The 25,143-nt window shown below is 71.6% G+C and carries 25 protein-coding genes, 1 tRNA gene, 1 pseudogene and 2 riboswitches; of the genes and pseudogenes, 12 read left to right on the top strand and 15 right to left on the bottom strand.

Annotation, left to right across the window (positions count from 1 at the left end):
• Positions 1–11 precede the first annotated feature (11 nt).
• Genes rph through ACIBP6_RS37220 form a run of 3 tightly spaced genes read left to right on the top strand, consistent with a single transcriptional unit; the run spans position 12 to position 2,993 of the window.
• Positions 12–731, top strand: a complete 720-nt coding sequence (gene rph, locus ACIBP6_RS37210) for a ribonuclease PH (RefSeq protein WP_397058652.1) — start codon at positions 12–14, stop codon at positions 729–731.
• The gene (gene rdgB / locus ACIBP6_RS37215) at positions 728–1,318 is read left to right on the top strand and encodes an RdgB/HAM1 family non-canonical purine NTP pyrophosphatase (RefSeq protein ID WP_397058654.1); all 591 of its coding nucleotides are present in this window, start codon (positions 728–730) and stop codon (positions 1,316–1,318) included. The genes rph and rdgB overlap by 4 nt, the downstream gene beginning before the upstream one ends.
• A 46-nt stretch (positions 1,319–1,364) precedes the next feature.
• Positions 1,365–2,993 carry a molybdopterin-dependent oxidoreductase gene (locus tag ACIBP6_RS37220; RefSeq protein WP_397058656.1) on the top strand — a complete coding sequence of 543 codons (1,629 nt, stop codon included), beginning with the start codon at positions 1,365–1,367 and terminating at the stop codon, positions 2,991–2,993.
• 996 nt (positions 2,994–3,989) lie between these two features.
• On the opposite strand, the gene ACIBP6_RS37225 is transcribed toward ACIBP6_RS37220, so the two are convergent.
• A complete protein-coding gene (locus ACIBP6_RS37225) occupies positions 3,990–4,208 on the bottom strand; it encodes a hypothetical protein (protein WP_397058658.1) in 219 nt (72 codons plus the stop codon).
• A 121-nt stretch (positions 4,209–4,329) separates the two neighbouring features.
• Between ACIBP6_RS37225 and ACIBP6_RS37230 the strand changes: the two genes are divergently transcribed.
• Both ACIBP6_RS37230 and ACIBP6_RS37235 read left to right on the top strand, forming a co-directional pair.
• On the top strand, positions 4,330–4,956 hold the full coding sequence (locus ACIBP6_RS37230) for a toxin glutamine deamidase domain-containing protein (RefSeq protein WP_397058660.1): 627 nt from the start codon (positions 4,330–4,332) through the stop codon (positions 4,954–4,956).
• Complete coding sequence (locus ACIBP6_RS37235; protein WP_132617168.1) at positions 4,953–5,216, top strand: hypothetical protein; 264 nt, start codon at positions 4,953–4,955, stop codon at positions 5,214–5,216. The genes ACIBP6_RS37230 and ACIBP6_RS37235 overlap by 4 nt, the downstream gene beginning before the upstream one ends.
• A gap of 124 nt (positions 5,217–5,340) precedes the next feature.
• Here ACIBP6_RS37235 and ACIBP6_RS37240 read toward each other — a convergent pair whose 3' ends face one another.
• The 4 genes from ACIBP6_RS37240 to ACIBP6_RS37255 form a co-directional block, all read right to left on the bottom strand.
• Entirely contained in the window at positions 5,341–7,830 is a 2,490-nt protein-coding gene (locus ACIBP6_RS37240) for an ABC transporter permease (protein ID WP_397058662.1), read from the bottom strand.
• A 1-nt stretch (position 7,831) separates the two neighbouring features.
• On the bottom strand, positions 7,832–8,578 hold the full coding sequence (locus ACIBP6_RS37245) for an ABC transporter ATP-binding protein (protein ID WP_397058664.1): 747 nt from the start codon (positions 8,576–8,578) through the stop codon (positions 7,832–7,834).
• A gap of 108 nt (positions 8,579–8,686) precedes the next feature.
• On the bottom strand, positions 8,687–9,337 hold the full coding sequence (locus tag ACIBP6_RS37250) for a response regulator transcription factor (RefSeq protein ID WP_397058666.1): 651 nt from the start codon (positions 9,335–9,337) through the stop codon (positions 8,687–8,689).
• On the bottom strand, positions 9,337–10,503 hold the full coding sequence (locus tag ACIBP6_RS37255; RefSeq protein WP_397058668.1) for a sensor histidine kinase: 1,167 nt from the start codon (positions 10,501–10,503) through the stop codon (positions 9,337–9,339). Before ACIBP6_RS37255 ends, ACIBP6_RS37250 begins: the two co-directional genes overlap by 1 nt.
• A 164-nt stretch (positions 10,504–10,667) precedes the next feature.
• On the opposite strand from ACIBP6_RS37255, the gene ACIBP6_RS37260 reads away from it, so the two are divergent.
• On the top strand, positions 10,668–11,129 hold the full coding sequence (locus ACIBP6_RS37260; RefSeq protein WP_397058670.1) for a hypothetical protein: 462 nt from the start codon (positions 10,668–10,670) through the stop codon (positions 11,127–11,129).
• Between the two features lie 676 nt (positions 11,130–11,805).
• A pseudogene (locus ACIBP6_RS37265) lies at positions 11,806–12,117 on the top strand (hypothetical protein); the annotation flags it as partial.
• A gap of 99 nt (positions 12,118–12,216) precedes the next feature.
• Here ACIBP6_RS37265 and ACIBP6_RS37270 read toward each other — a convergent pair.
• Positions 12,217–12,300 (bottom strand) — tRNA-Leu (locus ACIBP6_RS37270).
• 302 nt (positions 12,301–12,602) lie between these two features.
• The gene (bcp, locus tag ACIBP6_RS37275; protein ID WP_397058672.1) at positions 12,603–13,076 is read right to left on the bottom strand and encodes a thioredoxin-dependent thiol peroxidase; all 474 of its coding nucleotides are present in this window, start codon (positions 13,074–13,076) and stop codon (positions 12,603–12,605) included.
• Positions 13,077–13,224: 148 nt separating this feature from the next.
• On the opposite strand from bcp, the gene ACIBP6_RS37280 reads away from it, so the two are divergent.
• The gene (locus tag ACIBP6_RS37280) at positions 13,225–13,557 is read left to right on the top strand and encodes a DUF3618 domain-containing protein (protein WP_397058673.1); all 333 of its coding nucleotides are present in this window, start codon (positions 13,225–13,227) and stop codon (positions 13,555–13,557) included.
• 68 nt (positions 13,558–13,625) lie between these two features.
• On the opposite strand, the gene ACIBP6_RS37285 is transcribed toward ACIBP6_RS37280, so the two are convergent.
• Positions 13,626–14,819, bottom strand: coding sequence for an amino acid deaminase/aldolase (locus ACIBP6_RS37285; RefSeq protein ID WP_397058675.1), 1,194 nt, complete (start codon positions 14,817–14,819; stop codon positions 13,626–13,628).
• Positions 14,820–14,945: 126 nt separating this feature from the next.
• Between ACIBP6_RS37285 and ACIBP6_RS37290 the strand changes: the two genes are divergently transcribed.
• Together ACIBP6_RS37290 and ACIBP6_RS37295 are read left to right on the top strand one after the other, a co-directional pair.
• Positions 14,946–15,545: a DUF6286 domain-containing protein gene (locus ACIBP6_RS37290; protein ID WP_397058676.1), complete on the top strand. Its 600-nt coding sequence runs from the start codon at positions 14,946–14,948 to the stop codon at positions 15,543–15,545.
• Positions 15,545–16,039, top strand: a complete 495-nt coding sequence (locus tag ACIBP6_RS37295) for a hypothetical protein (protein WP_397058678.1) — start codon at positions 15,545–15,547, stop codon at positions 16,037–16,039. The genes ACIBP6_RS37290 and ACIBP6_RS37295 overlap by 1 nt, the downstream gene beginning before the upstream one ends.
• On the opposite strand, the gene ACIBP6_RS37300 is transcribed toward ACIBP6_RS37295, so the two are convergent.
• The 7 genes from ACIBP6_RS37300 to ACIBP6_RS37330 form a co-directional block, all read right to left on the bottom strand.
• Positions 16,040–17,416 (bottom strand): L-serine ammonia-lyase, encoded by a 1,377-nt coding sequence (locus ACIBP6_RS37300; RefSeq protein WP_397058679.1) that lies wholly within the window; start codon positions 17,414–17,416, stop codon positions 16,040–16,042.
• Between the two features lie 56 nt (positions 17,417–17,472).
• The gene (gene gcvH, locus ACIBP6_RS37305) at positions 17,473–17,862 is read right to left on the bottom strand and encodes a glycine cleavage system protein GcvH (protein WP_132620084.1); all 390 of its coding nucleotides are present in this window, start codon (positions 17,860–17,862) and stop codon (positions 17,473–17,475) included.
• A complete protein-coding gene (gene gcvT / locus ACIBP6_RS37310) occupies positions 17,859–18,944 on the bottom strand; it encodes a glycine cleavage system aminomethyltransferase GcvT (protein ID WP_397058681.1) in 1,086 nt (361 codons plus the stop codon). The genes gcvH and gcvT overlap by 4 nt, the downstream gene beginning before the upstream one ends.
• Positions 18,945–18,978: 34 nt before the next feature.
• Positions 18,979–19,079: riboswitch (glycine riboswitch) on the bottom strand.
• A gap of 73 nt (positions 19,080–19,152) precedes the next feature.
• Positions 19,153–19,251, bottom strand: a riboswitch (glycine riboswitch).
• Positions 19,252–19,331: 80 nt separating this feature from the next.
• Positions 19,332–20,021 carry a gamma-glutamyl-gamma-aminobutyrate hydrolase family protein gene (locus ACIBP6_RS37315; RefSeq protein ID WP_397058682.1) on the bottom strand — a complete coding sequence of 230 codons (690 nt, stop codon included), beginning with the start codon at positions 20,019–20,021 and terminating at the stop codon, positions 19,332–19,334.
• Between the two features lie 8 nt (positions 20,022–20,029).
• The gene (locus ACIBP6_RS37320) at positions 20,030–20,794 is read right to left on the bottom strand and encodes a 3-oxoacyl-ACP reductase (RefSeq protein ID WP_397058684.1); all 765 of its coding nucleotides are present in this window, start codon (positions 20,792–20,794) and stop codon (positions 20,030–20,032) included.
• Between the two features lie 4 nt (positions 20,795–20,798).
• The gene (locus tag ACIBP6_RS37325; protein ID WP_397058685.1) at positions 20,799–22,142 is read right to left on the bottom strand and encodes an aldehyde dehydrogenase family protein; all 1,344 of its coding nucleotides are present in this window, start codon (positions 22,140–22,142) and stop codon (positions 20,799–20,801) included.
• Between the two features lie 2 nt (positions 22,143–22,144).
• Complete coding sequence (locus ACIBP6_RS37330; RefSeq protein ID WP_397058687.1) at positions 22,145–23,515, bottom strand: glutamine synthetase family protein; 1,371 nt, start codon at positions 23,513–23,515, stop codon at positions 22,145–22,147.
• Between the two features lie 124 nt (positions 23,516–23,639).
• Between ACIBP6_RS37330 and ACIBP6_RS37335 the strand changes: the two genes are divergently transcribed.
• Together ACIBP6_RS37335 and ACIBP6_RS37340 are read left to right on the top strand one after the other, a co-directional pair.
• Positions 23,640–24,344 carry a FadR/GntR family transcriptional regulator gene (locus ACIBP6_RS37335; RefSeq protein ID WP_397058688.1) on the top strand — a complete coding sequence of 235 codons (705 nt, stop codon included), beginning with the start codon at positions 23,640–23,642 and terminating at the stop codon, positions 24,342–24,344.
• Between the two features lie 43 nt (positions 24,345–24,387).
• Positions 24,388–25,143, top strand: a complete 756-nt coding sequence (locus ACIBP6_RS37340; protein WP_132620072.1) for a hypothetical protein — start codon at positions 24,388–24,390, stop codon at positions 25,141–25,143.

A 25,143-nucleotide genomic window follows, 5' to 3' on the forward strand; every position in this document is an offset into this window, starting at 1 on the left:
GGGTGATCTGCATGTCCCGTCAGGATGGCCGCAACCCCGACCAGCTCCGTCCCATCACCATCACGCGCCGTTGGCTCGCCCACGCCGAGGGCTCCGTGCTGGTCGAATTCGGCGGCACCCGGGTGCTGTGCGCCGCCTCCGTCCAGGACAGCGTGCCCCGCTGGCGCAGGGGCAGCGGGCAGGGCTGGGTTACGGCCGAATACGCCATGCTGCCGCGGGCGACCAATACCCGTAACGATCGTGAATCGGTCCGCGGCAAAATCGGCGGTCGCACTCACGAGATTTCCCGGTTGATCGGGCGGTCGTTGCGCGCGTGCGTCGATTACAAAGCGTTGGGGGAAAACTCCATTCTGCTCGACTGCGACGTGCTGCAGGCCGACGGCGGCACCAGGACGGCCGCGATCACCGGCGCCTACGTCGCGCTGGCCGACGCCGTCGCCTGGATGCGCGAGCGCCGCATGTGCCCCGGCGACCCGCTCATCGGCTCCGTCGCGGCCGTCTCCGTCGGCGTGGTCGGCTCCGTGCCGATGCTCGACCTCTGCTACAGCGAGGACGTCGCCGCCGAGACCGACATGAACGTCGTGATGACCGGCGAGGGCAGCTTCGTCGAGGTGCAGGGCACGGCCGAGGGCGCGCCGTTCGACCGGGGGGTGCTCGACCGGCTGCTCGACCTGGCCGTGGCAGGATGCGAGGAGCTGACCCTCGTCCAGCAGGAGGCCCTGGAGTCATGAAGATCGTGCTCGCCACCCGCAACCCAGGCAAGATCGCCGAGCTGCGGCGCATCCTGACCGGGTTCGAGATCGTCGGGCTCGAGGAGTTCCCGTCGATCGGCGAGGTCGCCGAGACCGGCGTCACGTTCGAGGAGAACGCCCTGCTCAAGGCGCACGCCGTCGCCCAGGGCTCCGGGCTGCCCGCGGTGGCCGACGACTCCGGGCTCTGCGTCGACGTGCTGGGCGGCATGCCCGGTGTCTTCTCCGCCCGCTGGGCCGGGCGTCACGGCGACGACCAGGCCAACCTCGACCTGCTGCTGGCCCAGGTCTCCGACGTGCCCGAGGAACGCCTGACCGCCCACTTCACCTGCGCCGCCGCGCTGGCGCTGCCGTCGGGTGAGGAGCGCGTCGTCGAGGGCGTGCTGCCGGGGCGTCTGGTGCGCACCCCTCGCGGCGTCAACGGGTTCGGGTACGACCCGATCCTCGTGCCCGAGGGGGAGCGGCGTACGACCGCCGAGATGGCGCCCGAGGAGAAAGACGCGATCAGCCACCGGGGGCGGGCCTTCCGGGCGCTGGCGCCCATCGTGCGTGAGCTGCTGAGCTCGTAACCACCGCGTAAGAACCTTCCGGGCCCGGCCGACGTACGGTCGGAGCGTGTACAGGAATGAGAAGGTGCCGGCGTGGGCGGGCGCCCTGGCGGGGCTCGTCGCCGGCGGCGTGGCGCTCGGCGTCGCGCAGCTCGCCGCCGGCGTCGTGGGGCCGCAGACGTTTCCCGTCGTCGCCGTGGGCGACGCGACGGTCGACCTGACGCCCGCGCCGGTCAAGGACTTCGCGATCAGGACGTTCGGCGAGCACGACAAGGCCGTCCTCGTGGGCGGCGTGCTCGTGGTGCTCGCCGGGGTGGCCGCGCTGCTCGGGGTGCTGGCCAGGCGCCGGCTCGCCTACGGCCTCGCCGGGATGGCGGCGTTCGGGGTGGTCGGCGTGCTCGCGGTGCTCACCCGGCCCGACACCGGTCTCGCCGGCGTGCTGCCGACCGTGACGGGGGTGGCCGCCGGAGCCTGGGCCCTTTCCTGGCTGGTACGCCGGGCGACCCGGCCCGGCGAGGGCGCTGTGGAGGCTTCTGTCGTGCGTTCCCCCGCGCGCGTGAGCGGCGGGGAACGGGACGCGGGCGCCGTGGAGTGGCCGGCGGTGATGCGGGGCGGGGGAGAGCCCGTCGTGTTCGACCGGCGGCGGCTGCTGACCGGAGTGGCCGGTGGCGTGGTCGTCGCGGGGGCCGCCACCGTGCTCGGACGGCAGCTCGGCGGTCGGCAGGCCGTGGACGCCGCCCGGCTCGGCGTGACGCTGCCGAAGCCCGCGGCGCCCGCGAGGCCCATCCCGGCCGGCGCCGACCTGCGCATCGGCGGCCTGTCACCGTTCGTCACCCCCAACCGCGACTTCTACCGCGTCGACACCGCGCTCGTCGTCCCCCAGGTCGACCCTCGCGACTGGACGCTGCGCATCCACGGCATGGTCGATCGGCCCGTCGAGCTCACCTTCGACGACCTGCTGAGGATGCCGCTCACCGAGGCCGACGTCACCCTGACCTGCGTCTCCAACGAGGTCGGCGGCAACCTCGTGGGCAACGCGCGCTGGCTCGGTGTCCGCATGGCCGACGTGCTGCGAAAGGCGGGGCTGCGGGCGGACGCCGACATGCTCCTGTCCACCTCCACCGACGGCTTCACCTGCGGCACTCCGGCCGACGTGGTCATGGACGGCCGCGACGCCCTGTTCGCCGTCGCCATGAACGGCGAGCCGCTCCCGCTCGACCACGGCTTCCCGGTACGGCAGGTGGTGCCCGGTCTGTACGGGTACGTGTCGGCCACGAAGTGGGTCGTGGACATCAAGGCGACCAGGTTCGACCAGGATCAGGCGTACTGGACGCCGCGTGGCTGGGCGGAGCGGGGGCCCATCAAGACCCAGTCGCGCATCGACGTGCCCAAGCCGGGCGCCTCGCTGCGGGCGGGAGACACGACGATCGCCGGGGTGGCGTGGGCACAGCACACCGGCGTGGACGCGGTGGAGGTACGGGTGGACGGGGGGCAGTGGCAGCAGGCTCGGCTGGCCGAGGTCCCGGGGCCCGACACCTGGCGGCAGTGGTCGTTCGACTGGGCGGCCACACCTGGGTCGCACACGATCGAGGTGCGGGCGACGGACGCGTCGGGGCGCACCCAGACCGACCAGGCCGCGCCGCCCGCTCCTGACGGAGCGACCGGGTGGCACGCGGTGACCGTCGAGGTCGGGTGAGCGGCCGCTTTGTGGTGTTTGTGCAGGTAACAGGGCAGGTCGGAGCGGTGAATCTCGCCGACTTGCCCTCCCTGTAACGGCATCGCCTCTACGATCGGTCGTCGAGTACGACAGGAGGCAGGCCGTGTTCCGCGAGCGCAAGCCGAGTGTCCGATGGGCCCTTCCGGAGGGACGGTACAACCCCGTGGTGGCGGAGGGGGTGCGCTGGCTCGACTACGAACGAGCCGCAGAACCCGATCCCACCGCCGACCTCGACCCCGCATCCTTCAACACCACCGCCCACGACCCCGCCTCCCCACCACCGTGGTCACCGCTGACCTCCGAACCGCCGAGCGGGTCATCCGGCAGTGCATCCGGCGGTGCATCCGCCGAATCGTCCGCCCCCGCGCGGCCGTCGGATTCTGTGCCGCAAGGCATGGGAGCAGGTGGTGCGTCGGGGTCTGCGGGCGGTGGATCGACCGGTGCGTCCGCCGCGCCGTCCGTCCCCGTGTCGTCACGGGGGGCAGCGCCGGGCTCCGGGCCGCATGGGGTGGCATCACCTGGTGTGTCCGCCGCGCCATCCGGCGTTGTGCCGCAGGGTGATGGATTCGGGGGCGGGTCGGCTGGATCGTCCGCTGCGGCGCTGTCACCTGGGTCGCCACTGGCCTCCGCACCGCCGAGCGGGACCTTCGACGGCGGGTCGGCTGGGTCTTCCGCCGCCGCGCCGCCGCTGGGTTCCGCGCTGGGGGTCGGGCCGCAGGGCGCGGGGTCGGGTGGAGTGCCGGCTGCTCCGTCCGGCGCTGCGCCACAGGGTGGTCCGTCCGTCGGGTCGTCCGCGCCCGCGCCCGCGTCGCCGGAGGCGGCGCTGGGCTCCGGGCCGCGAGCTGCCGCATCGGGCGGTGTGGCCGGTGTGCCGCCGGGTTTCGTGTCGTCGGCCGGGTCCGGGGCAGTGGGTGCCGCGCCGGGTGTGGCAGGTGTTCCGCGTGGCTCCGTGCAGGAGGGCTCCGGGAGCGGGGCTCACGGTGGCGCCGACGCGGTGTCGTCGGCATCACACGGGCGCCCGGCCGAGGCTGGGGCCGTGGCCTCGGCTGACACGTCCGGCTCGTACGCCGACACGTCTGGCTCGTACGCCGACACGTCTGGCTCGTACACCGACATGTCCGGCTCGTACGCTGACACGTCCGGCTTGTACGTCGGCAGGTCTGCCGGGCACACCGGCTCGTCCGGCACAGACACCGGCACCTCCGGCTCGCATGCTGACCCGTACAGTCCGCAGCCTGGTACGGCTGGTCCGCACCTGGACCCGTACGGAACCGTGGGGCGGTTCTGTGGTGTGGCGGGTCACGAAGGCGAGGCGGTGGAGGATGACTGGTTCGATCTGCCAGGGCGGCCGCCGAGGCTGGGTGACAGCAGGCCGTACGGGGAGCCGGGAGGGCTGGCGGAGCCGGACCCGCAGGTGGAGCGGGACCTCGCCGAGGCGCTGCCACCAGGCGCGCGTTTCCCCGACCCCCGGGGCACCTGGGTGCGCCTGATCAACGGCGGAGGGCCCGCCGACGACCCGTTCCGGGCGTCCAACGCCGCCGACTGCGCCCTGGCCGTGTTGTCCACCTGGCACGGCGAGCCCGCCACGGCCGCGCCGAGGATGCCGGAGTACGACCGCGTCGGCCGTCCGGTGCTGACCGGCGAGCGGGGGAGCACGGCCAGGATCGAGCGCTGGGCCGGTCACCGCCTCCAGTACGCGGGCCAGGGCCGGCACGCCTACCCGCTGATCCGCCGCCGCCTGCTCGACGCCGGGCACGGGGCCGCCGCCGTCATCGTCGTACGCTGGCCCGGCGGCGGATCGCACGTCTGGAACGCGGTCAACTTCGACGGCGAGATCATCTGGATCGACGCTCAGCGGGGTCACATGTCCGTCGAGCCGCCGTACAAGACCGTGACCGGGGTGTTCTGCGTGATTCTCGACCGCCGGGGGGCGCCGCGATGAACCTGGACCAGGCCAGGGCGCTGGCCGAGGAGTACGTCAACGGGGCGCGGGAGGAGACGGTGCCGGTCGGCGTGTACGGCTTCGACGGCGGCTACGTCGCCTGGGTGCGCGACCTGGAGCCCGACGACCCGGCGAAGCTGCCGGAGACGCTCGGGGGCGGATGTCTCGTGATCGACCGGGCGACCGGCGAGGTGGCGACCCGCCCGCTGCTCGACCCGGAGACTGTGGCGGAGCTCTGGCCGGGCCGCAGGCCCCGGTGACCGGCACGCCGACAGTGCTTGTGCGAGCGGGTGAAGGCCGGGCGTCGCCCCCATCAAGACGCCCGACCTCACCCCGTGGTGTTGTATCCGCCTAATGCCCGTTTTATGCATCTTCAGGGCTTTTTTAGCTGGGGGTCAGTGACCCCACGATCGACGCCCGCGCCGCCCGCCTGGCCGGCAGCACGGCGGCGAGCACCCCAGCCACCCCGGCCAGCGCCACGAACAGCACGATCCGTGGGACGGGCACCGACACGATGGCCCCGTCCAGCATCGCCCGCATCGCCGCCCATCCGAAGACGACGCCCAGCACGACGCCGACCAGCGCCCCGATCAACCCGAGCACCAGCGCCTCGACGGACAACATCCGGCGCAGCTGCGGCCGGGTCAGCCCCAGGGCCCGGAGCAGGGCGGACTCCCTGGTCCGCTCGTGCACCGACAGTGAGAGCGTGTTCGCGATGCCGAACAACGAGATCAGGACCGCCAGGCCGAGCAGTCCCGTGATGATCATGAGCACCATGTCGAGCGTCTCGTCGAACTCCCCGCGTATCTCCGTGGAACTGCTCACCCGCACGTCCGGGTACGGTGCCGCGGCGGCGTCCACCAGCGCGCGGGCCCGCTCCGGCGGCACGCCGTCGCCGATGTTCACCATCACCCGCGTGTCGGGCACCGCACCGAAGTAGGCGTCGAACGGCCCCGCCGCGACCGTGACCGGCGGCAGCGTCGACTGGTTGCCGTCGAGCAGCGCGGTGACCGTCAGCGACGTGGTGCCCGCGCGCCGGGTCTCGATCGCCACGGAGTCGCCGACCCGCACGCCGAGCTCATCGGCCGCGAGCTCGCTCAGCGCGGCCTTGCCCGGGCCGAAGCCCGCCATCGACCCGGCCACCACGTACGGCTCCACGGGCCCGTCGAACGTGCCCACGCTGAGGCGCTCGCCCGAGACGCGCGCGGTCACCTGGCGGATCTGCGCCACCGACGTCAGCTCCGGCCGGCCGCGCAGCTCCTCGCTCACCGACCTCGGGACGACCGGGTCACCCGACTGCCCGGCCAGCAGGTAGTCGATCGGGAACTGCTCGTCCAGCTGGACCGTCAGGCTCAGCCGGGTGGACGCGGTGACCACCGAGATCACTGTCATCAGGGTCACGCCGATCGTCAGCGCGACCGTGGTGGTCGCGGCGCGCTTGGGGTTGCGCGCCGCGTTGTCCACCGCCAGCCGGCCCGGCACGCCGAACATCCGGCGCGGCACCCAGCCGACGAGCGCGCTCAGCGGCCTGACCAGCACCGGCCCCAGCACCAGCACCCCCAGGAACGTCAGCACGCCCCCGGCCATCACCACGACGAGCGAGACCTGCCCGGGCTCCAGGACGAACACGCCGGCGGCCGTCGTCCCGAGGCCCGCGACCAGGAACAGCGCCGCGATCCCGCACCGGACGAGGCCGGCGCGGAACGCCGGCTCCCCGGCGTGGTCGCGCAGCGCCGCCACCGGCGGCACCCGCGTGGCCGACCTGGCCGGCAACACGGCCGCGCCGACCGTGACGACGAGACCGACAGCCAGGCCGGCGACGACGGTGAGCGGGGTGAGGACGGCCTGCGCGTCCGTGGGCAGCGGGGAGTCCAGCGCGTCGAGGACCGTCAGCGTGAGCGCGGCCAGGCCGTACCCGGCGATCAGACCGACCGCGGAGGCCAGCAGCCCCACGACGGCCGACTCCAGCAGGACCGAGCCGAACACCTGCCCGCGCGTCGCCCCGATGCAGCGCAACAGCGCCATCTCCCGCGTGCGCTGGGCGACGAGGATGGCGAACGTGTTGGAGATCACCAGAGCGGCCACCAGCATCGCCACCAGGCCGAACATCAGCAGCCCCAGCGCGATCATCTCGTTCTGCACCCCGGCCGCCCTGGCCAGGTCGTCGGCCAGCTCGGCGCCGGTCTTGACGGTGTACGCGCCTCCGACGGCCGCCGCCACGGCGCGCGCGTCGGAGCCGGCGACGTCGATCTCGGCGTAGCCCTTCGCGCCGGTCATGCGGCGCGCGGTGTCCGTGGTGAAGCCCACCGCGCCGGTGAAGGCCAGCTCCTGGTCCACGCCGGTGTCGATCAGGCCGACGAGCCGGAAGCGGTGCTGGTTCTGCTCGTGGTCGAGGACGGTGATCGTGTCGCCGATGCGGAAACCCTGGGCTTTCGCGGTGTTCTCGTCGAGCACGGCGGCCCGGTCGTCGTCGCCCGGACCGGCGCCGGCGACGACGTTCGAGCGGTCCAGGCGTCCCGTGACGACGGACACGGCGGTGGTGGGGAAGTCCCCCACGGTCTTGCCGTCCTTGCCGAGCACGGGCGCGCTGCCGCGCACGAGGCCCTGGGCCTCGGCCACGCCGGGCAGCGCGCGGACGCGTTCCAGCACCTCCTCGGGCAGCACGCCGGTCTTGGGCAGCACGCCGGTCTTGGGCAGCACGGCCACGTCCACCTTGCCCGCGTCGGCCGTGACGCGCTCGGCGACGCCGGCCCGCATGGCGTCGTTCAGCATGAAGGTGCCCGCGATGAAGCCCACCCCCAGCACGATCGCCACGGAGGTGAGCAAGAGCCTCATCCGGTGCGCCCGCAGCCCGGCCAGCGCCGTCTTCAGCACCTCAGGCCTCCAGCCGGACGAGCGTGTCCAGAACGGTCTCCGGCGTCGGCGCCGCGAGCTCGGTGACCGGCTCGCCGTCGCGCAGGAACACCACCCGGTCGGCGTACGAGGCCGCCACCGGGTCGTGGGTGACCATGACGATGGTCTGCCCCAGCTCGCGTACGGACGTGCGCAGGAACGACAGGATCTCGGCGCCGCTGCGGGTGTCGAGGTTCCCGGTGGGCTCGTCCGCGAAGATCACCTGGGGCTTGCCGATGAGGGCCCTGGCCACGGCCACCCGCTGCTGCTGGCCGCCGGACAGCTCCGACGGCCGGTGCCGGAGCCGGTTCCGCAGCCCCACGGTGTCGACCACCCGGTCGAACAGCGCCTCGTCGGCCTGCCGGGCGGCGATGTCGAGGGGCAGGCGGATGTTCTGCTCGGCGGTCAGCGTGGGCAGCAGGTTGAAGGACTGGAAGACGAAGCCGATCCGCTCGCGGCGCAGCTGGGTGAGCCGCCGGTCAGTGAGGCCGGTCAGCTCCACGTCGCCGATGTGCACGGTGCCGGACGTGGCGGTGTCGAGGCCGGCCAGGCAGTGCATGAGGGTGGACTTGCCGGAGCCCGACGGGCCCATGATGGCGGTGAAGGCGCCGGTGGCGAAGGACACGTCCACGCCGCGCAGGGCGTGGACGCGGGCGTCGCCCTCGCCGTACACCTTGGTCAGTGCTCTGGCGGCCACCGCGGGGGGCGCCTGGGTATGGGTGAGCGTCACATTCACTCCAAGGTCGCGAATTATCAACGCGACTCACGCTAGGAGTGGAAATTTCGCTCCTCATGGGCCTTGAGGAGGGACTTCGAGTGCGACTGCGGCTGACCCCGGTCAGACTTCCGGCCGAGGCGACGGCACGATCAGCCCCGACTCGTACGCGTACACCACCACCTGTGCGCGGTCGCGCAGCCCCAGCTTCGCCAGCACCCGGCCGAGATGCGTCTTCACCGTCGCCTCCGCGACCTCCAGCCGGGCCGCGATCTCCATGTTGGACAGGCCGCGCGCCACCATGAGCAGCACCTCCCGCTCGCGCGGCGTCAGCTCGCCGGCCGCCACCGGCTCCCCGGACGGCAACTGGGCGGCGAACCTGTCGAGCATCCGCCGCAGCGTGGTCGGCGCGACCACGGCGTCGCCCGCGTGCACCACCCGGATCGCCTCGATCAGGTCGCCCGGCGGCACGTCCTTCAGCAGGAACCCGGCCGCGCCCGCCTTCACCGCCGCGAACGCGTACTCGTCCAGGTCGAACGTGGTCAGGATGAGCACCTTCGGGCCCTCGATGCGCCGGGTGGCCTCGACACCGTCCATGACCGGCATGCGCACGTCCATGAGCACGACGTCCACCTCGGCGGTCTTGAGCACCTCCAGCGCGGCGGCGCCGTCGCCGGCCTCCGCGACCACCTCGATGTCCGGCTGGGCCCCCAGCACCATGCGGAACCCGGCCCGCAGCAGCTCCTGGTCGTCGACCAGCATCACCCGGATCACTACGCCGCCCTCGCCATGGGCAGCCGCGCCAGCACCTCGAAGCCGCCGCCCGGCCGGGGACCCGCCGACACCGCCCCGCCGTACATGCCGGCCCGCTCCCGCATGCCGATCAGGCCGTGGCCGTCGGCGCTCGCCGGGGCCGCCGCGCCCCGTCCGTCGTCCGTCACCTTGACGACCAGGTCGGGACCGGTGTAGTCGAGCTCCACAGTCGCCCGGGCCGCCGCGCCGCCATGTTTGAGGGTGTTCGTCAGCGCCTCCTGGACGATGCGGTAGACCGCCAGCTGCTGACCCTCCGGCAGTTCGGCCGGCACGCCCGCGACGCTCAGCCGGGCCGGCACCGCCGAGCCTCGGACGAGCTCCTCCAGCTGGCCGAGCCCCGGCTGCGGGGTGTAGTCGGTGGCCGCGGCCTCGTTCTCGCGCAGGACGCCCACCAGCCGGCGCATCTCGGCCAGCGCGGCGCGGCCGGTCCTGGAGATGGTGGTGACGGCCTCGCGGGCCTGCTCCACGTCGCCGTCCAGCGCGTACGCGGCGCCGTCGGCCTGCACGACCATGACGCTGACGTTGTGGGCCACGACGTCGTGCAGCTCCCTGGCGATCCGCGCCCGCTCGGCCGCGGCGGCCATCCTGGCCTGCTGGTCGCGTTCGCGCTCGGCGCGTTCCGCGCGCTCCTCCAGGCCCTCCAGGTAGCGCCGTCGGGTGCCGGCGTACAGGCCGGTCAGCCAGACCGTCACCACGAAGATCGAGCCGCCGAAGAACATCCCGAACGTGGGATCATGCCAGTTGACCAGCGCCAGGAACGTGCCCAGCTCCGCCACCAGCACCGCCGCGAGCGCCCAGCGGAACGCGCACCGGTAGGCCACCGCCCAGAGCGCGACCAGCACCGCCAGGTTGGCCGGCAGCACGGCGAGGTCCTGCAGCCACTGCCCGAAGCTGACCAGCGCGATGACCGCGAACGACGCGACCGGCCGTGCGATCCACACCAGTGGCGCCAGCAACGCGGCCGACAGGGCCAGGTAGCCCACCACACTGATGGGCAGGCCCCCGGCCGGGTCGGCCGTCGCGATCGGCACCGCCAAGGCGGCGCACAACACCGCCAGAGGAGCCACCCGGAGGGCCGCCACCGCCCTCTCGTGGCGTCTGGACCACACCCGCATCCTGCCGAACACACCCTCACGATAGGGACGTTCCGCAGCACATTGGTCCACCTGAAGGGTGAAGTGCTCGTACGACCCAGGTCTGACATGGCGCTGCGCTTACACAGGGCTTACGGTGGTTTTGCCATCCTCTATTTCTGGGAGCGCCCTTCACGGGCGAGTAAAGGGAGATCGTGATGGCGGATCATGATCGAGACGGCGGGTCGCGCGGCGAAGAGGAAGCGCCGCGCGACCCGGCCCCCACCAGACGCCTCCACCAGCCCGGCGTGGACCCCGAACCCCGCGGCCTGAAGTACGGCGAGGGCGCCGACCGCGGCTACGCCTACATCCCGCCCACCACCCCCACCCCGGACCCCGTGCCTCCATCGGCCTTCCGCGACTTTCTGCGCCGCAGGAAGACCCAGGTCGTCGGCGTGGGCGTGCTCGGGCTCGTGGCCGGCGGGCTGCTCGGCGGCATCACGGTGAGCGCGTTCACCGGCCTCACCGAACGCCGCGGCTTCGACGTCTACCTGGTGCCCGGCCAGCACCCCTTGGCCCCACCGGGCGACCGATGCCACGTCACGGAGAACAGCGCCGTCTGCTTCGAACCCCCACCCCCCATAGCCCCCAACGACGAGGGCCCCACCTGGACGGGCTGACATTGCCGAAATTCCGGTTATTTCGGGGGTATTGAGCGAGGCGGATCCGGCTCCCGAAAATGTCGGTCGGCCTTTCTAGTCTGGCGCCATGCCTGATGCCGAGCCCACGCCTGAAGAGCTGGCCCGATGCGTTCGTCGAGCCCGGTCGCTGACCGAGGTGGCGTCCTTGCTGGGGCTGCGCAACTCGGGCGGTCGCCGTGCCTCGCTCCGGCGGAAAATCACCTTGCTGGAAATCGATACCAGTCACTTCCGGCGGATGCCTCGGCATAAATACCGGCCCGAGACTCTCGCCGCGGCGGTGGCGGCGTCCACGAGCATCAACGGCGTCCTCGATTACCTGAAAATCCCACGCAGCGGCGGGGCCCACACGCACATCAGCCGCCGTATCAAACTACTCGGCCTCGATACGTCGCACTTCTCTCATCTGCCGGGGCGTCCGTCGCCCCCCTACCCACAGTTCGATCGCCGTGCGCTCGAAGAGGCGGCTGAGGGGGCGAAGAGCATGCGGCAGATTCTGCGGCGCCTCGACCTCCCAGAAAGCGGGCGATCCCGCGCGGAGGTCCACCGCCGGCTGCGTGCGTACGGCATCGCGGAGCCCGCCGGTTATCAGCGGATTCGACTCGGCGAGGCCGAGGTCAGATCTGCGGCGGCGCGGTCGCGATCGGTGGCGGCCATGATGCGCCTGCTCGGCCTGGAGATCGGTGAGACGAACCGGCGGCGTCTTCTGCGGTGCATCGCGCGTTTCGGCATCGACACCTCCCACTTCGTCCGCCAGCCCACCAGCTCGGTGCTGAGCCGACCACGCAGAGATCCGGCCCGCGTCCTCGTCGAACGCCCTCCAGGCTCCGGCCGTACTCCTGGAGCAGTGCTGCGGCGCGCGCTGGCAGAGATCGGCGTGCCCGTGCGCTGCTCGCAGTGCGGCGTTGGGGAGACCTGGCAAGGGCGGCCGCTGACGTTGGAGGTCGATCACGTCAACGGTGACCCGCTCGACAACCGGAGGGAAAACCTGAGATTGCTGTGCCCGAACTGCCATGCGCAAACGGCGACATTCGCCGGAAGAAACAGAACCAGGCCCGGTGATAAGGGGTGCGGGCGGGGGGACTCGAACCCCCACAGTGTCTCCACCAACAGGACCTAAACCTGCCGCGTATGCCTATTTCGCCACGCCCGCGCAGTCCCCGCCAAAGCGGGCTTGGCATAGTTTAGCGCTCCGTATAGCGCAGGGGAGCAACTCCAACGACAGACGGCGGCGGGGGAGATGCGACCCTGCGACGCCGCCCCGAGTGCCGGAAGCGACGACCGTTGTGGTGTGGGATCGTGCGTGAGCCTGAGGAGCCTCTTTCCGGCAGAGCCGTGCGCGGGCGGTGATCGCCCGTCGGTAACCCGCGCGCAGGTGTGGTGAGGACCCTCGGGGAGAGCCTCTGCCAAGAGGGCCCGCTCGGTGCGGGCCCTACCCGGTACGCCTTGCTCGGGTCAGGACAGGCCGAGCTTTTTCTTGAGTGAGGCTACGTGGCCGGTTGCCTTCACGTTGTAGAGGGCGTGCTCGATCTTGCCGTCGCCGTCGATGACGAAGGTCGAGCGGATCACGCCGACGACCTCCTTGCCGTACAGCTTCTTGGTGCCGTACGCGCCGTAGGCCTGGTGGACGGACAGGTCGGGGTCGGACAGCAGCGGGAAGGTCAGGGCGTCGCGCTCGGCGAACTTGGCGAGCTTCTCCGGTTTGTCCTTCGACACGCCGAGGACGGCGAAACCTTCGGCGGTGAGCCCGCTCAGGCTGTCGCGGAAGTCGCACGCCTGCTTGGTGCAGCCAGGCGTCATCGCGGCGGGGTAGAAATAGAGGATCACCCGCTTGCCGCGGTAGGCGTCAAGGGAGACGGTGCCGCCGTCGGCGGTGGTGAGCGTGAACTCGGGCGCGGCCTCGCCGGGCGCGAGCTTGGTTTCGGTCAATGGGCCCTCCTGCAGTTCCTCCCGCCCAACTTACCGGCCTGGCCGCCGTGCCGTGGAGCGCGCCGACCTGACAGACTGATCACGACCAGAACGGACGAAGCCCGCACGGAACGTGGCGCGGGCGAGGCGTACGGTCGAGAGGAGAGCCATGGCTGAGACCGATCCCGACGAGTTGGAGCGGCGGATCGCGCAGACGCGCGCGGAGTTGGCGCGGACGGTCGACGCCATCGCCGACCGGGTGAGCCCCAAGCGGGTCGCCGAGCGTACGGTGGCCGACGTCAAAGACCGTGCCGGGCATTTCGTGGCGTCCGTGGGCGATGCGCTGGGGGTCACGCCGCGGCCGGTCGAGTACGGCGACGACGCTCAGCAGGTGTGGGACGAGGAGCGGCCCGACCTGGGGGCGGTGCTGATCGGGGTCGGGGCGGTGCTGGTCGTGGGCGCGGCGATCGTCCTGTGGCGCCGCCGTCGCCGCCGGGTCTGAATCGGCCTGGCGGTCGGCGCGAGCGGTCCCGTGTCCGGTGGGATCCGGCGGGCTCTCGTCCGGTGCGCCTACAGGAAAGTGCGGCCCTCGCCTCGGTAGGTGGGCACCGACGCCACCACCGTGTCGCCGTCGATGAGGTGGAGGGTGTCGAAGCGTTCACATAGTTCGCCTGCCTTGGCGTGCCGGAACCATACCCGGTCGCCGATCCGCAGGTCCTCGGCCGCCTGGCCGATCAGCGGCGTCTGCACCTCGCCCGCGCCTTCGTCGGGCGCGTATCGCAGGCCGGCCGGCAGGTACGGCTGCGGCAGCCGGCTGGGCCCGGCGGAGCCGGAGGCCGGGTAGCCGCCGCCGAGCACCGTCACGGTGTCGGGGGCGGGGCGGCGTACGACCGGCAGGGCGAACAACGCGGCGGGGCGGCCGGTGAAGCGCCGGTAGAAGTCGAACAGGCGCGGGTGGAAGAATCCCGACCCGGCCGCCACCTCGGTGACGGCCTTCTCGCGTACGGTGCGCTCGACCGACCCGGTGCCGCCGCCGTTGACGAACTCGAGGTCGGCGACGCGGCGGACGGCGTTCACGATGCGTCCGCGGCGCAGGACGAGCTCTCTGGCCGAGCGGGCCTGCATGAGCCGGACGGCGCGGGCGTACAGGGTCCGGCCGGGCGGGTCGTCGCCGACCCCGGCGATCTGGGCCTCGTACGCCATCAGGCCGGCCAGCCGGAACCCGGGCCGCTTGGCTACGGCGGCGGCCAGGTCGGCGGCCTCCTCGGGTTCGCGGACGGGGGAGCGCAGCACGCCGGCCCGGAACCTGCCGCCGAAGGCGACATAGGAGGCGTCGATGTCCAGACATATCCGGATCTCGGACCGCGAAGGCACTCCGGCCACGGCGGCCTCGGCGAAGTCCAGGTGGGCGGGCGAGTCGATCGTGACGGTGATCTCGCGGGCCGCGCGGGCGTCCCCGGCGAGAGCGGCCAGCGCGTGCCGGTCGGCGGTGGGGTAAGCGACGAGGATGTCGGTGAATCCGTGGGAGGCCAGCCAGAGCGCCTCGGGCAGCGTGTACGCCATGACGCCGCGGAAGCCGTCCATGGCGAGGATGCGCTCCAGCAGCGGACGGCTGCGCACGGACTTGCTCGCCACCCGGATGGGCTTGCCCGCGGCACGTCGTACGAGGTCGGCGGCGTTGGCGCGGATGGCCGCCAGGTCGACGGCGGCGAAGGGAGGTTCGAGAGCCGCGGTGGCGCGGTCGTAGCGCTGGCGGTCATCCATACATGCAGCGTAACGACATATCACGAAAATGAACTCGGCTTCGCCGCCGAACCCGTAATGATCGGGCAAACGGGCGGCGAGGGCGCGGTTCTGGCCCGGCGCCACCCGTGTACGTCTGTCGTTGTGATGACCACGCTTCAGCAGATACTGCCCGGTGTCGCAGCCGCCCCGCGGAACACCGGCCTGCGCCGGGCGAGGAAGGTGCTCAGGCCCGCGCGTACCGTTCCGGGGGTCACCGTCGCGCTCGCCCTGGTCGGCGGGCTGGGGGCGACCACAGCGGAGATCGTCTCGGGGCTGCTCGGCGCCCCGCTCGGCTGGGTCCCGGTGAACGAGCTGGTCGAGCTGGCCGGCAGGACGACGTGGCCGGAGGCGGAGGCCGCGGCCCTCGTCCTGGCCGGGCTCGGCACGCTGATGCTGCTGCTCGCGGTCGTGCCGGGCCGCTCCAGGCTGGTGCCGGTGGAGACGTCCGACCCGCTGATCGTCATCGGCATCACCCGCCCGGGTCTGCGCCGCACGCTGCGTGCCGCCGCCCAGCAGGTGGCGGGCGTGGACAAGGCCCGGGTACGCCTGCGCCGCCGCACCATCGAGGTCACCGTCATGACCGGTGAGGAGACGCCGGGCTCGATGCTCCGGCAGGTCGGCACCGCCGTGGGCGATCGCCTGGCCGGCGTCGGCACCCTCGGCACCGGCGAGGTCGTCGTCCGCCTGCGCAGGAAGGGCATGTGATGCGTCAGTACGCAGGCAACCGCATCGGCCTGGCGATCGTCGGCGCGACGCTGCTGGGTCTCGGCGCGTACGCGTGGCTACGCGGCCAGGACCGCCTCTTCGACCTGCCCCCGAACGCCAAGGTGCTGCCCGCCCAGTTCCACCGGACACTGGCCGAGGAGCCGTGGCCGTTGTGGATGCTCGCCCTCGCGCTGCTCCTGCTGGCCCTGGTCGCGCTGCGCTGGCTGCTGCTCGCCCTCGGCTGGGGCCGGCGCGGCGCGCACAACGGCACCGGCACCGCCATGCTCTTCGTCGGTCTCAAGGGCGTGGAGGGCCTCGGCCGGGCCGGCGTCCGGGTCGCCGCGGACGGCCTGCGCGTCAGCGTGACGTGCCCGTCGGCGGCCGACGTGGGGTCCGTGGTGAGCAAGCTCGACCAGGACATCGTCGGCCGCATCCGCCGTGAGGTCAGGGACGACGAAACACCGTCCGTCGTCCGCCTGCACGTGCGTCGTTAGTCAGCACTCGATCACGTTGACGGCCAGGCCGCCGCGTGAGGTCTCCTTGTACTTGTCGAGCATGTCGCGGCCGGTGTCGCGCATGGTCTTGATGGCCTTGTCGAGGGCCACGTAGTGGCGGCCGTCGCCGCGCAGCGCGATGCGGGCCGCCGTGATGGCCTTGTTGGAGGCCACCGCGTTCCGCTCGATGCACGGGATCTGCACGAGGCCGCCGATCGGGTCGCAGGTCAGGCCGAGGTTGTGCTCGATGCCGATCTCGGCGGCGTTCTCCACCTGCTCCGGGGTGCCTCCGAGGACCTCGGTGAGGCCGGCCGAGGCCATCGAGCAGGCCGAGCCCACTTCGCCCTGGCAGCCGACCTCGGCGCCGGAGATGGAGGCGTTCTCCTTGAACAGCACGCCGATGGCGCCCGCCGTGAGCAGGAAGCGGATCACGCCCTCGTCGTCGGCGTGGGGGACGAAACGGTTGTAGTACGTCAGGACGGCCGGGATGATGCCGGCGGCGCCGTTGGTCGGCGCGGTGACGATGCGGCCACCGGCGGCGTTCTCCTCGTTGACCGCCAGAGCGAACAGCGCCACCCAGTCCATCGCCTGCAGCGGGTCCTTCTCGGCCGGCTCGGCCTGCAGGCGGCGGTAGAGCTGGTTGGCGCGCCGCCTGACCTTCAGGCCACCCGGCAGGACGCCCTCCTTGGAGATGCCGCGGGCCACGCACTCCGACATGACCTGCCACAGGCGCAGCAGGCCCGCGCGGATCTCCTCCTCGGTGCGGCCGAACGCCTTCTCGTTCTCCAGCATGAGGCCGGAGATCGACAGGCCCGTGCTGGAGCAGAGCTTGAGCAGCTCCTCGCCGGTGGTGAAGGGGTGGGGCAGGACGGTGTCGTCGGGCTTGATGCGGTCGGCGCCGGTGGCGTTCTCGTCCACGACGAAGCCGCCGCCGACCGAGAAGTACACCTTCTCCCGCAGCTTGCCGCCCGCCTGGTCGTACGCGGTGAAGCGCATGCCGTTGGGGTGCTCGGGCAGCGAGATCTTCCGTTCGAAGACGAGGTCCTCGCCGACGGCGAAGGGGATCTCGTGGGTGCCGTACAGCTGGACGGTGCCCGATTCGCGCATGGCGGCGATGCGGGCGTCGACGGTGTCGACGTCCACGAGCTCCGGCTTCTCGCCTGACAGGCCCAGCAGGACGGCCTTGTCGCTGCCGTGGCCCTTGCCGGTCAGGCCGAGTGAGCCGTACAGGATGGCCTCGACGCGGGCGACCTGGTCGAGCAGGCCATCGTGGTGCAGGCCGCGGGCGAACTTGTGCGCCGCGGCCATCGGGCCGCCGGTGTGCGAGCTCGACGGGCCGATGCCGACCTTGAACAGATCGAAGACGCTGATCGCCATTGATGCGCCCTTCGTGTGCGGGCCGGGGCCCGGTCGGGGCCCCGGCTACAAAATGGTCAGGATTCGCCTGAGGTGAGTGCGGTGTACTCCTGCGGCGACAGAAGGTCCTCGGGCTCGCCTTCCATGCGCACCCGGAACATCCAGCCCTCGCCGTACGGGTCGCTGTTGACCAGGCTGGGGTCGTCGACGACAGCCTGGTTCACCTCGACGACCTCGCCGCCCACCGGCGTGTAGATCTCGTTCACCGACTTGGTGGACTCCACCTCGCCGATGGAGTCACCATGCTCGACGTTCGTGCCGACGTCGGGGAGCTGCACGTAGACGACGTCACCAAGGGAGTCGGCGGCGAACGCCGTGATGCCCACGGTCACGGTGAGTCCGTCGTCGATACCGGAGACCCACTCGTGTTCCTTGGTGTAGCTCAGGTCGTCAGGGATGTTGCTCACTTGTTCCTCCTGTAAAAGGGCAGCTCGATCAGGTCCACGGGTTCGTGGCTGCCCCGGATGTCCACAGCCAGGCCTGAGTCGGCGCCGGTGTCGACATAGGCCATCGCAATGGGCTTTCCCAGGGACTGGGAGGGCGCACCGCTCGTGACCTCGCCGACGACGGCGCCGTCCTTGGTGACCGGGTAGCCGTGACGCGGCACCCGGCGGCCCCGGGCGACCAGCCCGACGAGGCGGCGCTTCGGCGTGTCGTCCTTGACCGCCTCCAGCGCCGACCTGCCGACGAAGTCGCCCGGCTTGTCGAATTTCACCACCCGGCCCAGCCCCGCGTCGAACGGAGTGAGCTCGGCGCTCAGCTCGTTGCCGTACAGCGGCATGCCGGCTTCGAGCCTGAGGGTGTCGCGGCTGGACAGGCCGGCGGGCTTGAGCCCGTACGGCTCGCCGGCCGCGGTGATCGCGTGCCAGAGCGGCACGGCGTCCTGATTGGCGACGAAGAGCTCGAACCCGTCCTCGCCGGTGTAGCCGGTGCGGGCGATGAGCGCCCGGCGGCCGTCCACGAGGCCGGGCAGGCCCGCGTAGTACTTGAGCCCGCCGAGGTCGGCGTCGGTGAGCGTGGCGAGGATCTCCTGGGAACGGGGTCCCTGGACGGCGATCAGCGCGTACTGGTCGGAGCGATCCTCGACCACCGCGTCGTACGCCTTCGCACGAGTTTTGAGCTCATTTCCAACTTTTTCGTAGTTCGAGGCGTTCGCGACGACCATGAACTCCTCGTCCCCGAGCCGGTAGACGATGAGGTCGTCCAGCACCCCGCCGCGCTCGTTGACGATCATGGTGTAGCGGGCCCTGCCGGGCGTCAGCGCCGACAGGTGGCCGACCAGCGCGAAGTCGAGCGCCTCGCCGGCCTGCGGCCCGGTCAGGAAGATCTCGCCCATGTGGGACAGGTCGAACAGCCCGGCCGCTTCGCGTACGGCCCTGTGCTCGGCGGCCTCGCTGCCGTACCGCAGCGGCATGAGCCACCCGGCGAAGTCGGTGAGTGTGGCGCCGAGGCTCTCGTGGACGTCTCGTAGCGGCGTAGGTCGGGACATTTGTCGCACCTCAGGACAGGATCGGATGCCAGCATCCTCCCCCTCTGTCATGGATGCCTGAGAGCTTCGCCCGAGTTTTGCCGGACTTTCACCTTCGGCGAGACCCAGACGGGCCTGCTTTCCAGAGGTCACCTCCGGACGGGAGCTCCGGCCAGGTCAGCAGCCGCACGACGGTGGGCGGCTGTCCGCTTGAGCCGGGTTTCCTGTCCGAGTCCGCGCGGTCCTTTGCCTTGAGAGGTTCGCGGGGAGGGCTTGCTCCTTCAGGGACCACTGACCGGCTGTCAGGGTGCTCTCCCGCGCGGTTTTGCCGGTGATGTCCGTCAGCCTAGTGCCGTGACGGGGGTCTTGTCGCGTCCGGGTGGATTCGGGCGTGACGCACCGGTCGCCTCAGCAGGCCCGCACGAGCGCCTCGAACAGCGCGTCGTCCTCGCCCGCCTCCGGGTGCCACTGCACCGCCAGGACGAACCCCGGCGTGTCCAGCTCCACGGCCTCGACCGTGCCGTCCTCGGCCGTGGCGGTGGCCGTGAGGCCCGGCGCGAGACGGGCGACGGCCTGGTGGTGGTAGTGCGGGACGGTCACCGGCTGCTCGCCGAGGATCTTGGCCAGCCGGGTGCCCGGCACGGCCGTGACCGGCAGGTGCCCGAACCGCCCGGGGGCGGGGGAGTGGCCCGCGTGCCCCACCACGTCGGGCAGGTGCTGGTGCAGGCTCCCGCCGAGCGCGACGTTGAGCACCTGCATCCCGCGGCAGACCCCCAGGTACGGCAGGCCCCGGTCGAGGGCCGCCGCGAGCAGCGCGAACTCGGCCTCGTCGCGGAACTCGCGGACGTATCCGGTGCGCTCGTGCGCCGGCTCGCCGTAGCGGGCCGCGTCGATGTCACCGCCGCCGGCCAGCACCAGCCCGTCGAGCCCGCGCAACGCCGAGACCGGCGCGCCGGCCGGCGGCAGCAGCACGGGCTGCCCGCCGGCGCGGACGACCGCCTCCACGTACATGTACGGCAGGAGCGCGACGGTCATGTCCTGCCAGACCGTGAACGTGGCCGGCTCGACGTACGTGGTGATGCCGATGACGGGACGCATGGATCCTCCTACAGCGGAGTGACGTAGGCGCCGGAGATGCCGCCGTCCACCAGGAACTCGCTGGCCGTGATGAACGAGGCGTCGTCGCTGGCCAGGAACGCCACCGCCGCCGCGATCTCCGACGCCTCGGCGAAACGCCCGACCGGCACGTGCACCAGGCGTCGCTGCGCCCGCTCCGGGTCCTTGGCGAACAGCTCCCGCAGCAGCGGCGTGTTCACCGGGCCGGGGCACAGGGCGTTCACCCGGATGCCCTCGCGGGCGAACTGCACGCCCAGCTCGCGCGACATCGCCAGCACGCCGCCCTTGGCGGCGGTGTAGGAGATCTGCGAGGTCGCCGACCCCATGACCGCGACGAACGACGCGGTGTTGATGATCGAGCCCTTGCCCTGGCGCCGCATGTACGGGATCGCGTGCTTGCAGCACAGGTAGACGCTGGTCAGGTTCACCTCCTGGACGCGGCGCCAGGCGTCGAGACCGGTCTCCAGGATCGAGTCGTCGTCGGGCGGGGAGATGCCGGCGTTGTTGAAGGCGATGTCCACGCTGCCGTAGGTCTCGTGGGCGGTGGCGAACATCCTGACGACGTCGTCCTCCACGGTCACGTCGGCCTTGACGAACAGGCCGCCGACGTCGTTCGCGGCCTTGGCGCCCGCGTCCTCGTCGATGTCCGCGCAGACCACCTTCGCGCCCTCGTCGGCGAACCGCCTGGCCGTGGCCAGCCCGATCCCGCTGCCCGCCCCCGTGATGACCGCCACGCGATCCTGCAACCGCCGCATATGTCTACTCCTGGGAAATGAAGACGTTCTTGGTCTCGGTGAACGCCGCCAGGGCGTCCGGGCCGAGTTCCCTGCCGAGGCCCGACTGCTTGAAGCCGCCGAACGGGGTCCAGTAGCGGACCGAGGAGTGGGAGTTCACCGACAGGGCGCCCGACTCGACGGCCCTGGCCACGCGGAGCGCCCGCCCGACGTCGCGGGTCCAGATGGAGCCGCTCAGCCCGTACGGGGTGTCGTTGGCGACGCGTACGGCCTCCGCCTCGTCCTCGAAGCGCGCCACCGACACGACCGGGCCGAAGATCTCCTCGGTGAAGGCCCGGTCGGTGACCTCGGGGGTCAGCACGGTCGGCGGGAACCAGTAGCCCTTGCCCTGCGGGCACGAGCCCTGCAGGTACGGGGTGCCGTCCACGAAGCCGCGGACGCGCTCCAGGTGCTCGGCGCTGATCAGCGGGCCCATCTCGGTGGTTTCGTCGAGCGGGTCGCCGACCTTCACCCCGCGGACGGCCTCGGCCAGGAGCTCCATGAACGCGTCGTACACCGAGGACTGGACGAGGAGGCGGGAGCGGGCGCAGCAGTCCTGGCCTGCGTTGTCGAAAACCGCATAAGGCGCGGTTTTAGCCGCTTTTTCCAGGTCCGCGTCCGCGAAGATGATATTTGCGGACTTGCCGCCCAGCTCCAGCGTGAGCCGCTTGACCTGCGCCCCCGCCTTGGCGGCGATCTCCTTGCCCACCTCGGTCGAGCCGGTGAACACGATCTTGGCGACGTCCGGATGCTCGACCAGGCGGGCCCCCGCGACCTCCCCCTCGCCGGGCAGCACCTGGAGCACCCCTTCGGGCAGCCCCGCGGCGAGCGCCAGCTCGGCCACCCGCAGCGCGGTCAGCGGGGTCCACTCGGCCGGCTTGACGATCACCGTGTTGCCGGCCGCCAGCGCGGGCGCCACGCCCCACGACATGATCAGCATCGGGAAGTTCCACGGCACGATGACCCCGACGACGCCCAGCGGCTCCTGGAACGTGACGTCCACGCCGCCCGGCACCGGGATCTGTCTGCCGTGGTTGCGCTCGGGCGCGCCGGCGTAGAAGTGCAGCACGTCGCGGACGGTGCCGGCCTCCCAGCGGGCACTGGAGATCGGGTGACCGGCGTTGGCCAGCTCCAGCCGCGCCAGCTCCTCGCCGTGCTCACCCACCAGGTCGGCGAAGCGCCTCAGCAGCCGCGCCCGGTCGCCGGGGGAGACCTCGCGCCAGGCGGCATAGGCCCTCCTGGCACGCTCCACCGCCCGGTCGACCTCGGCCGCGTCGGCCATCTCGACGTCGGCGACGACCGCCTCGGTCGCCGGATCAACGATCTGCATCTTCACATCCGTTCGAAACCACGGAACAGCTCCCAGTCCGTCACCGCCGCGTCGAACGCGGCCAGCTCCACCCGCGCGTTGTTGGCGTAGTGCGCCACCACCTCGTCGCCGAACGCCTCCCTGGCCAGCTTCGACCCCTCGAACAGCGCCAGCGCGTCGCGCAGCGTGTGCGGCACGGTCTCGGCGCCGGAGGTGTAGGCGTTGCCCTCGTAAGGGGCCTCCAGCGGCAGCTCGGCGTCGATGCCGTGCAGCCCCGCCGCCACCAGCGCCGCCACCGCGAGGTACGGGTTGACGTCGCCGCCCGGCACGCGGTTCTCCACGCGCAGCGAGGCGCCGTGGCCCACGAGCCGCAGCGCGCAGGTCCGGTTGTCGACCCCCCACTTGACGGCCGTGGGGGCGAAGCTGCCGGGGACGTACCGCTTGTAGGAGTTGATGTTGGGGGCGTACAGGAGAGTCAGCTCGCGCAGGCAGGCGAGTTGACCGGCGACGAAGCGGGCGCCGAGCGGCGAGAGCCCGTACGGCCCTTCCCCCGCCATCACCGGGTTGCCGTCGCGGGCGCGCAGCGAGACGTGGATGTGGCAGGAGTTGCCCTCGCGGTCGTTGGGCTTGGCCATGAACGTGATCGACCGGCCCTCCTGGGCGGCGATCTCCTTGGCTCCGGTCTTGTAGACCACGTGGTTGTCGCACGTGCGCAGCGCCTCGCAGAAGCGGAAGGCGATCTCGTGCTGGCCGAGGTTGCACTCGCCCTTCGCCGACTCGACGTACAGGCCCGCGCCCTCCATCTCGCGCCGGATCCGGCGCAGCAGCGGCTCGATGCGGCCGGTGCCGAGCAGCGAGTAGTCGACGTTGTACAGGTTCGCCGGCGTCAGGTCGCGGTACGCGCGCCGCCACGCCTGCTCGTAGCTGTCGTCGTAGACCACGAACTCCAGCTCGGTGCCGACGTAGGCGGCAAGGCCCCGCTCGGCCAGCCGGTCGAGCTGCCCGCGCAGGATCTGGCGCGGCGAGGCCGCCACGTCGGAGCCGTCCTGCCAGGCCAGGTCGGCCATCACCAGCGCGGTGCCCTCGTGCCAGGGCACCCGGCGCAGCGTGGCGAGGTCGGGCTTCATCACGAAGTCGCCGTACCCGCGCTCCCAGGACGACATCGCGTAGCCGGGCACGGTGTTCATGTCGACGTCGACCGCGAGCAGGTAGTTGCATCCTTCGGAGCCGTGCTGCAGCACCTCGTCGAGGAAGTAGCGGGCGGACAGCCGCTTGCCCTGCAGCCTGCCCTGCATGTCGGCGATCGCGAGCAGCACGGTGTCGATGCGCCCGATGGCCACCTCGTCGCGCAGCTCGTGGACGGACAGGAACCCCGTGGTCGCTGGATCGCTCACGCTACGCCGCTCCGATCTGGCCTGACGCGCTTTCCCGTTGATTGGGCTAGTCTCAGACCATTGATCAGTATGTCGGGATCGCTTGTCAAGGCCTGAGGACACGTTGGACGAGTCGGCGCGATTGATGACGGTGTTGCGCCCGGTGAGGGCGGGCAACGCCTTCGAGGAGACCGTGGAGCGGCTGCTCCAGGCGATCAAACTCGGCGTGGTCGCGAAGGGCGGCAAACTCCCTCCCGAGCGCGAGCTGGCCGCCCGGCTCGGCATCAGCCGGGTGACGTTGCGCGAGGCCATCAGGGCGTTGTCCGAGGCGGGCCATCTCGACGTGCGCCGCGGCCGTTACGGCGGCGCGTTCGTCACGTACGAGCCGTCCGAGCCCGACCCCGGCGACCTGCGCCAGGCCGTCAAGGAGATGGGCAGGGCCGAGCTGTCGGACGCGCTCACCTTCCGGCTGGCCGTGGAGAGCGGCGCGGCGCAGGTGCTGGCCACCACCGAGCTCACCGGCGAGCAGCGTGACCTGCTGCTGCGCCGGCTCTCCGACCTCAACGAGGCCGGCCTGGAGGACTACCGCCGCCTCGACACGGCCTTCCACCTGTCCATCGCGGAGCTGACCGGCTCGACCCGGCTCGCCACCACCTGCGCGGACGCCCGTTCGCGGGTCAGCGACCTGCTGAACGCCATCCCGATGCTGCACGTCAACCTGGAGCACTCCGCGCTGCAGCACCGCGCCATCGCCGAGGCCATCCTGGCCGGCGACCCCGACGCGGCCCGGCGGGCGGTCGCGGAACACCTGGAGGGCACCGCCGCGCTGCTTCGGGCGTTCCTCACATGACGCAGATCAGGGGTGTACGGCTCGTACCATCGAAGCCAGAGTCATGGGGAACTGGTTCCAGCAGAACATCATCGCCACAGGACGGCTGCCGCTGTTCTGTTTCTTCGTCATGCTCATCGCGGCGTTCATCGCCACCCGCATCAACGTCCGGCTGATCCGGGCCAAGATCGGCTGGTTCCGCAACATCAACGTGGGCGAGATGCACATCCACCACGTGGTGTTCGGCGTGGTGCTGATGCTGGTCGGCGGCGTCACCATGCTCGTCGTCCCGCCGGGCTCGCAGATCGGCACGGCCGTCGCGGCGTCGGTGTTCGGGGTGGGGTCCGCGCTCGTGCTCGACGAGTTCGCGCTGATCCTGCACCTGCACGACGTCTACTGGGAGGAGGAGGGGCGCACGTCGGTCGACGCGGTGTTCATCGCGGTCGCCGTCACCGGCCTGCTGCTCATCGGTCTGCGTCCGCTCACCTGGGACTACGGCACCCCGCTCGCGCCCGCCGCGCTCATCGTGGGCAACCTGCTGCTCGCCGTCGTCACGCTGCTCAAGGGCAAGATCTGGACGGGGATGGCGGGGCTGTTCGTGCCGCCGATGCTCGTGGTCGGCGCCTTCCGGCTGGCGCGGCCGGGCTCCCCGTGGGCGCGCTGGTTCTTCGCCAGGCGGTCGCCGCGGAAGATGGCCCGGGCCATCCACCGGGAGGACCGGTGGCGCCGTCCGGTGATCAGGGTCAAGATCACGTTCCAGGAGTTCCTGTCCGGCCGCCACGACCTCCCCTCCACCCGCCGCACCCGTCGGCAGACGTGA

Source organism: Nonomuraea terrae (genome assembly GCF_044465245.1).
GTDB lineage: Bacteria > Actinomycetota > Actinomycetes > Streptosporangiales > Streptosporangiaceae > Nonomuraea > Nonomuraea terrae.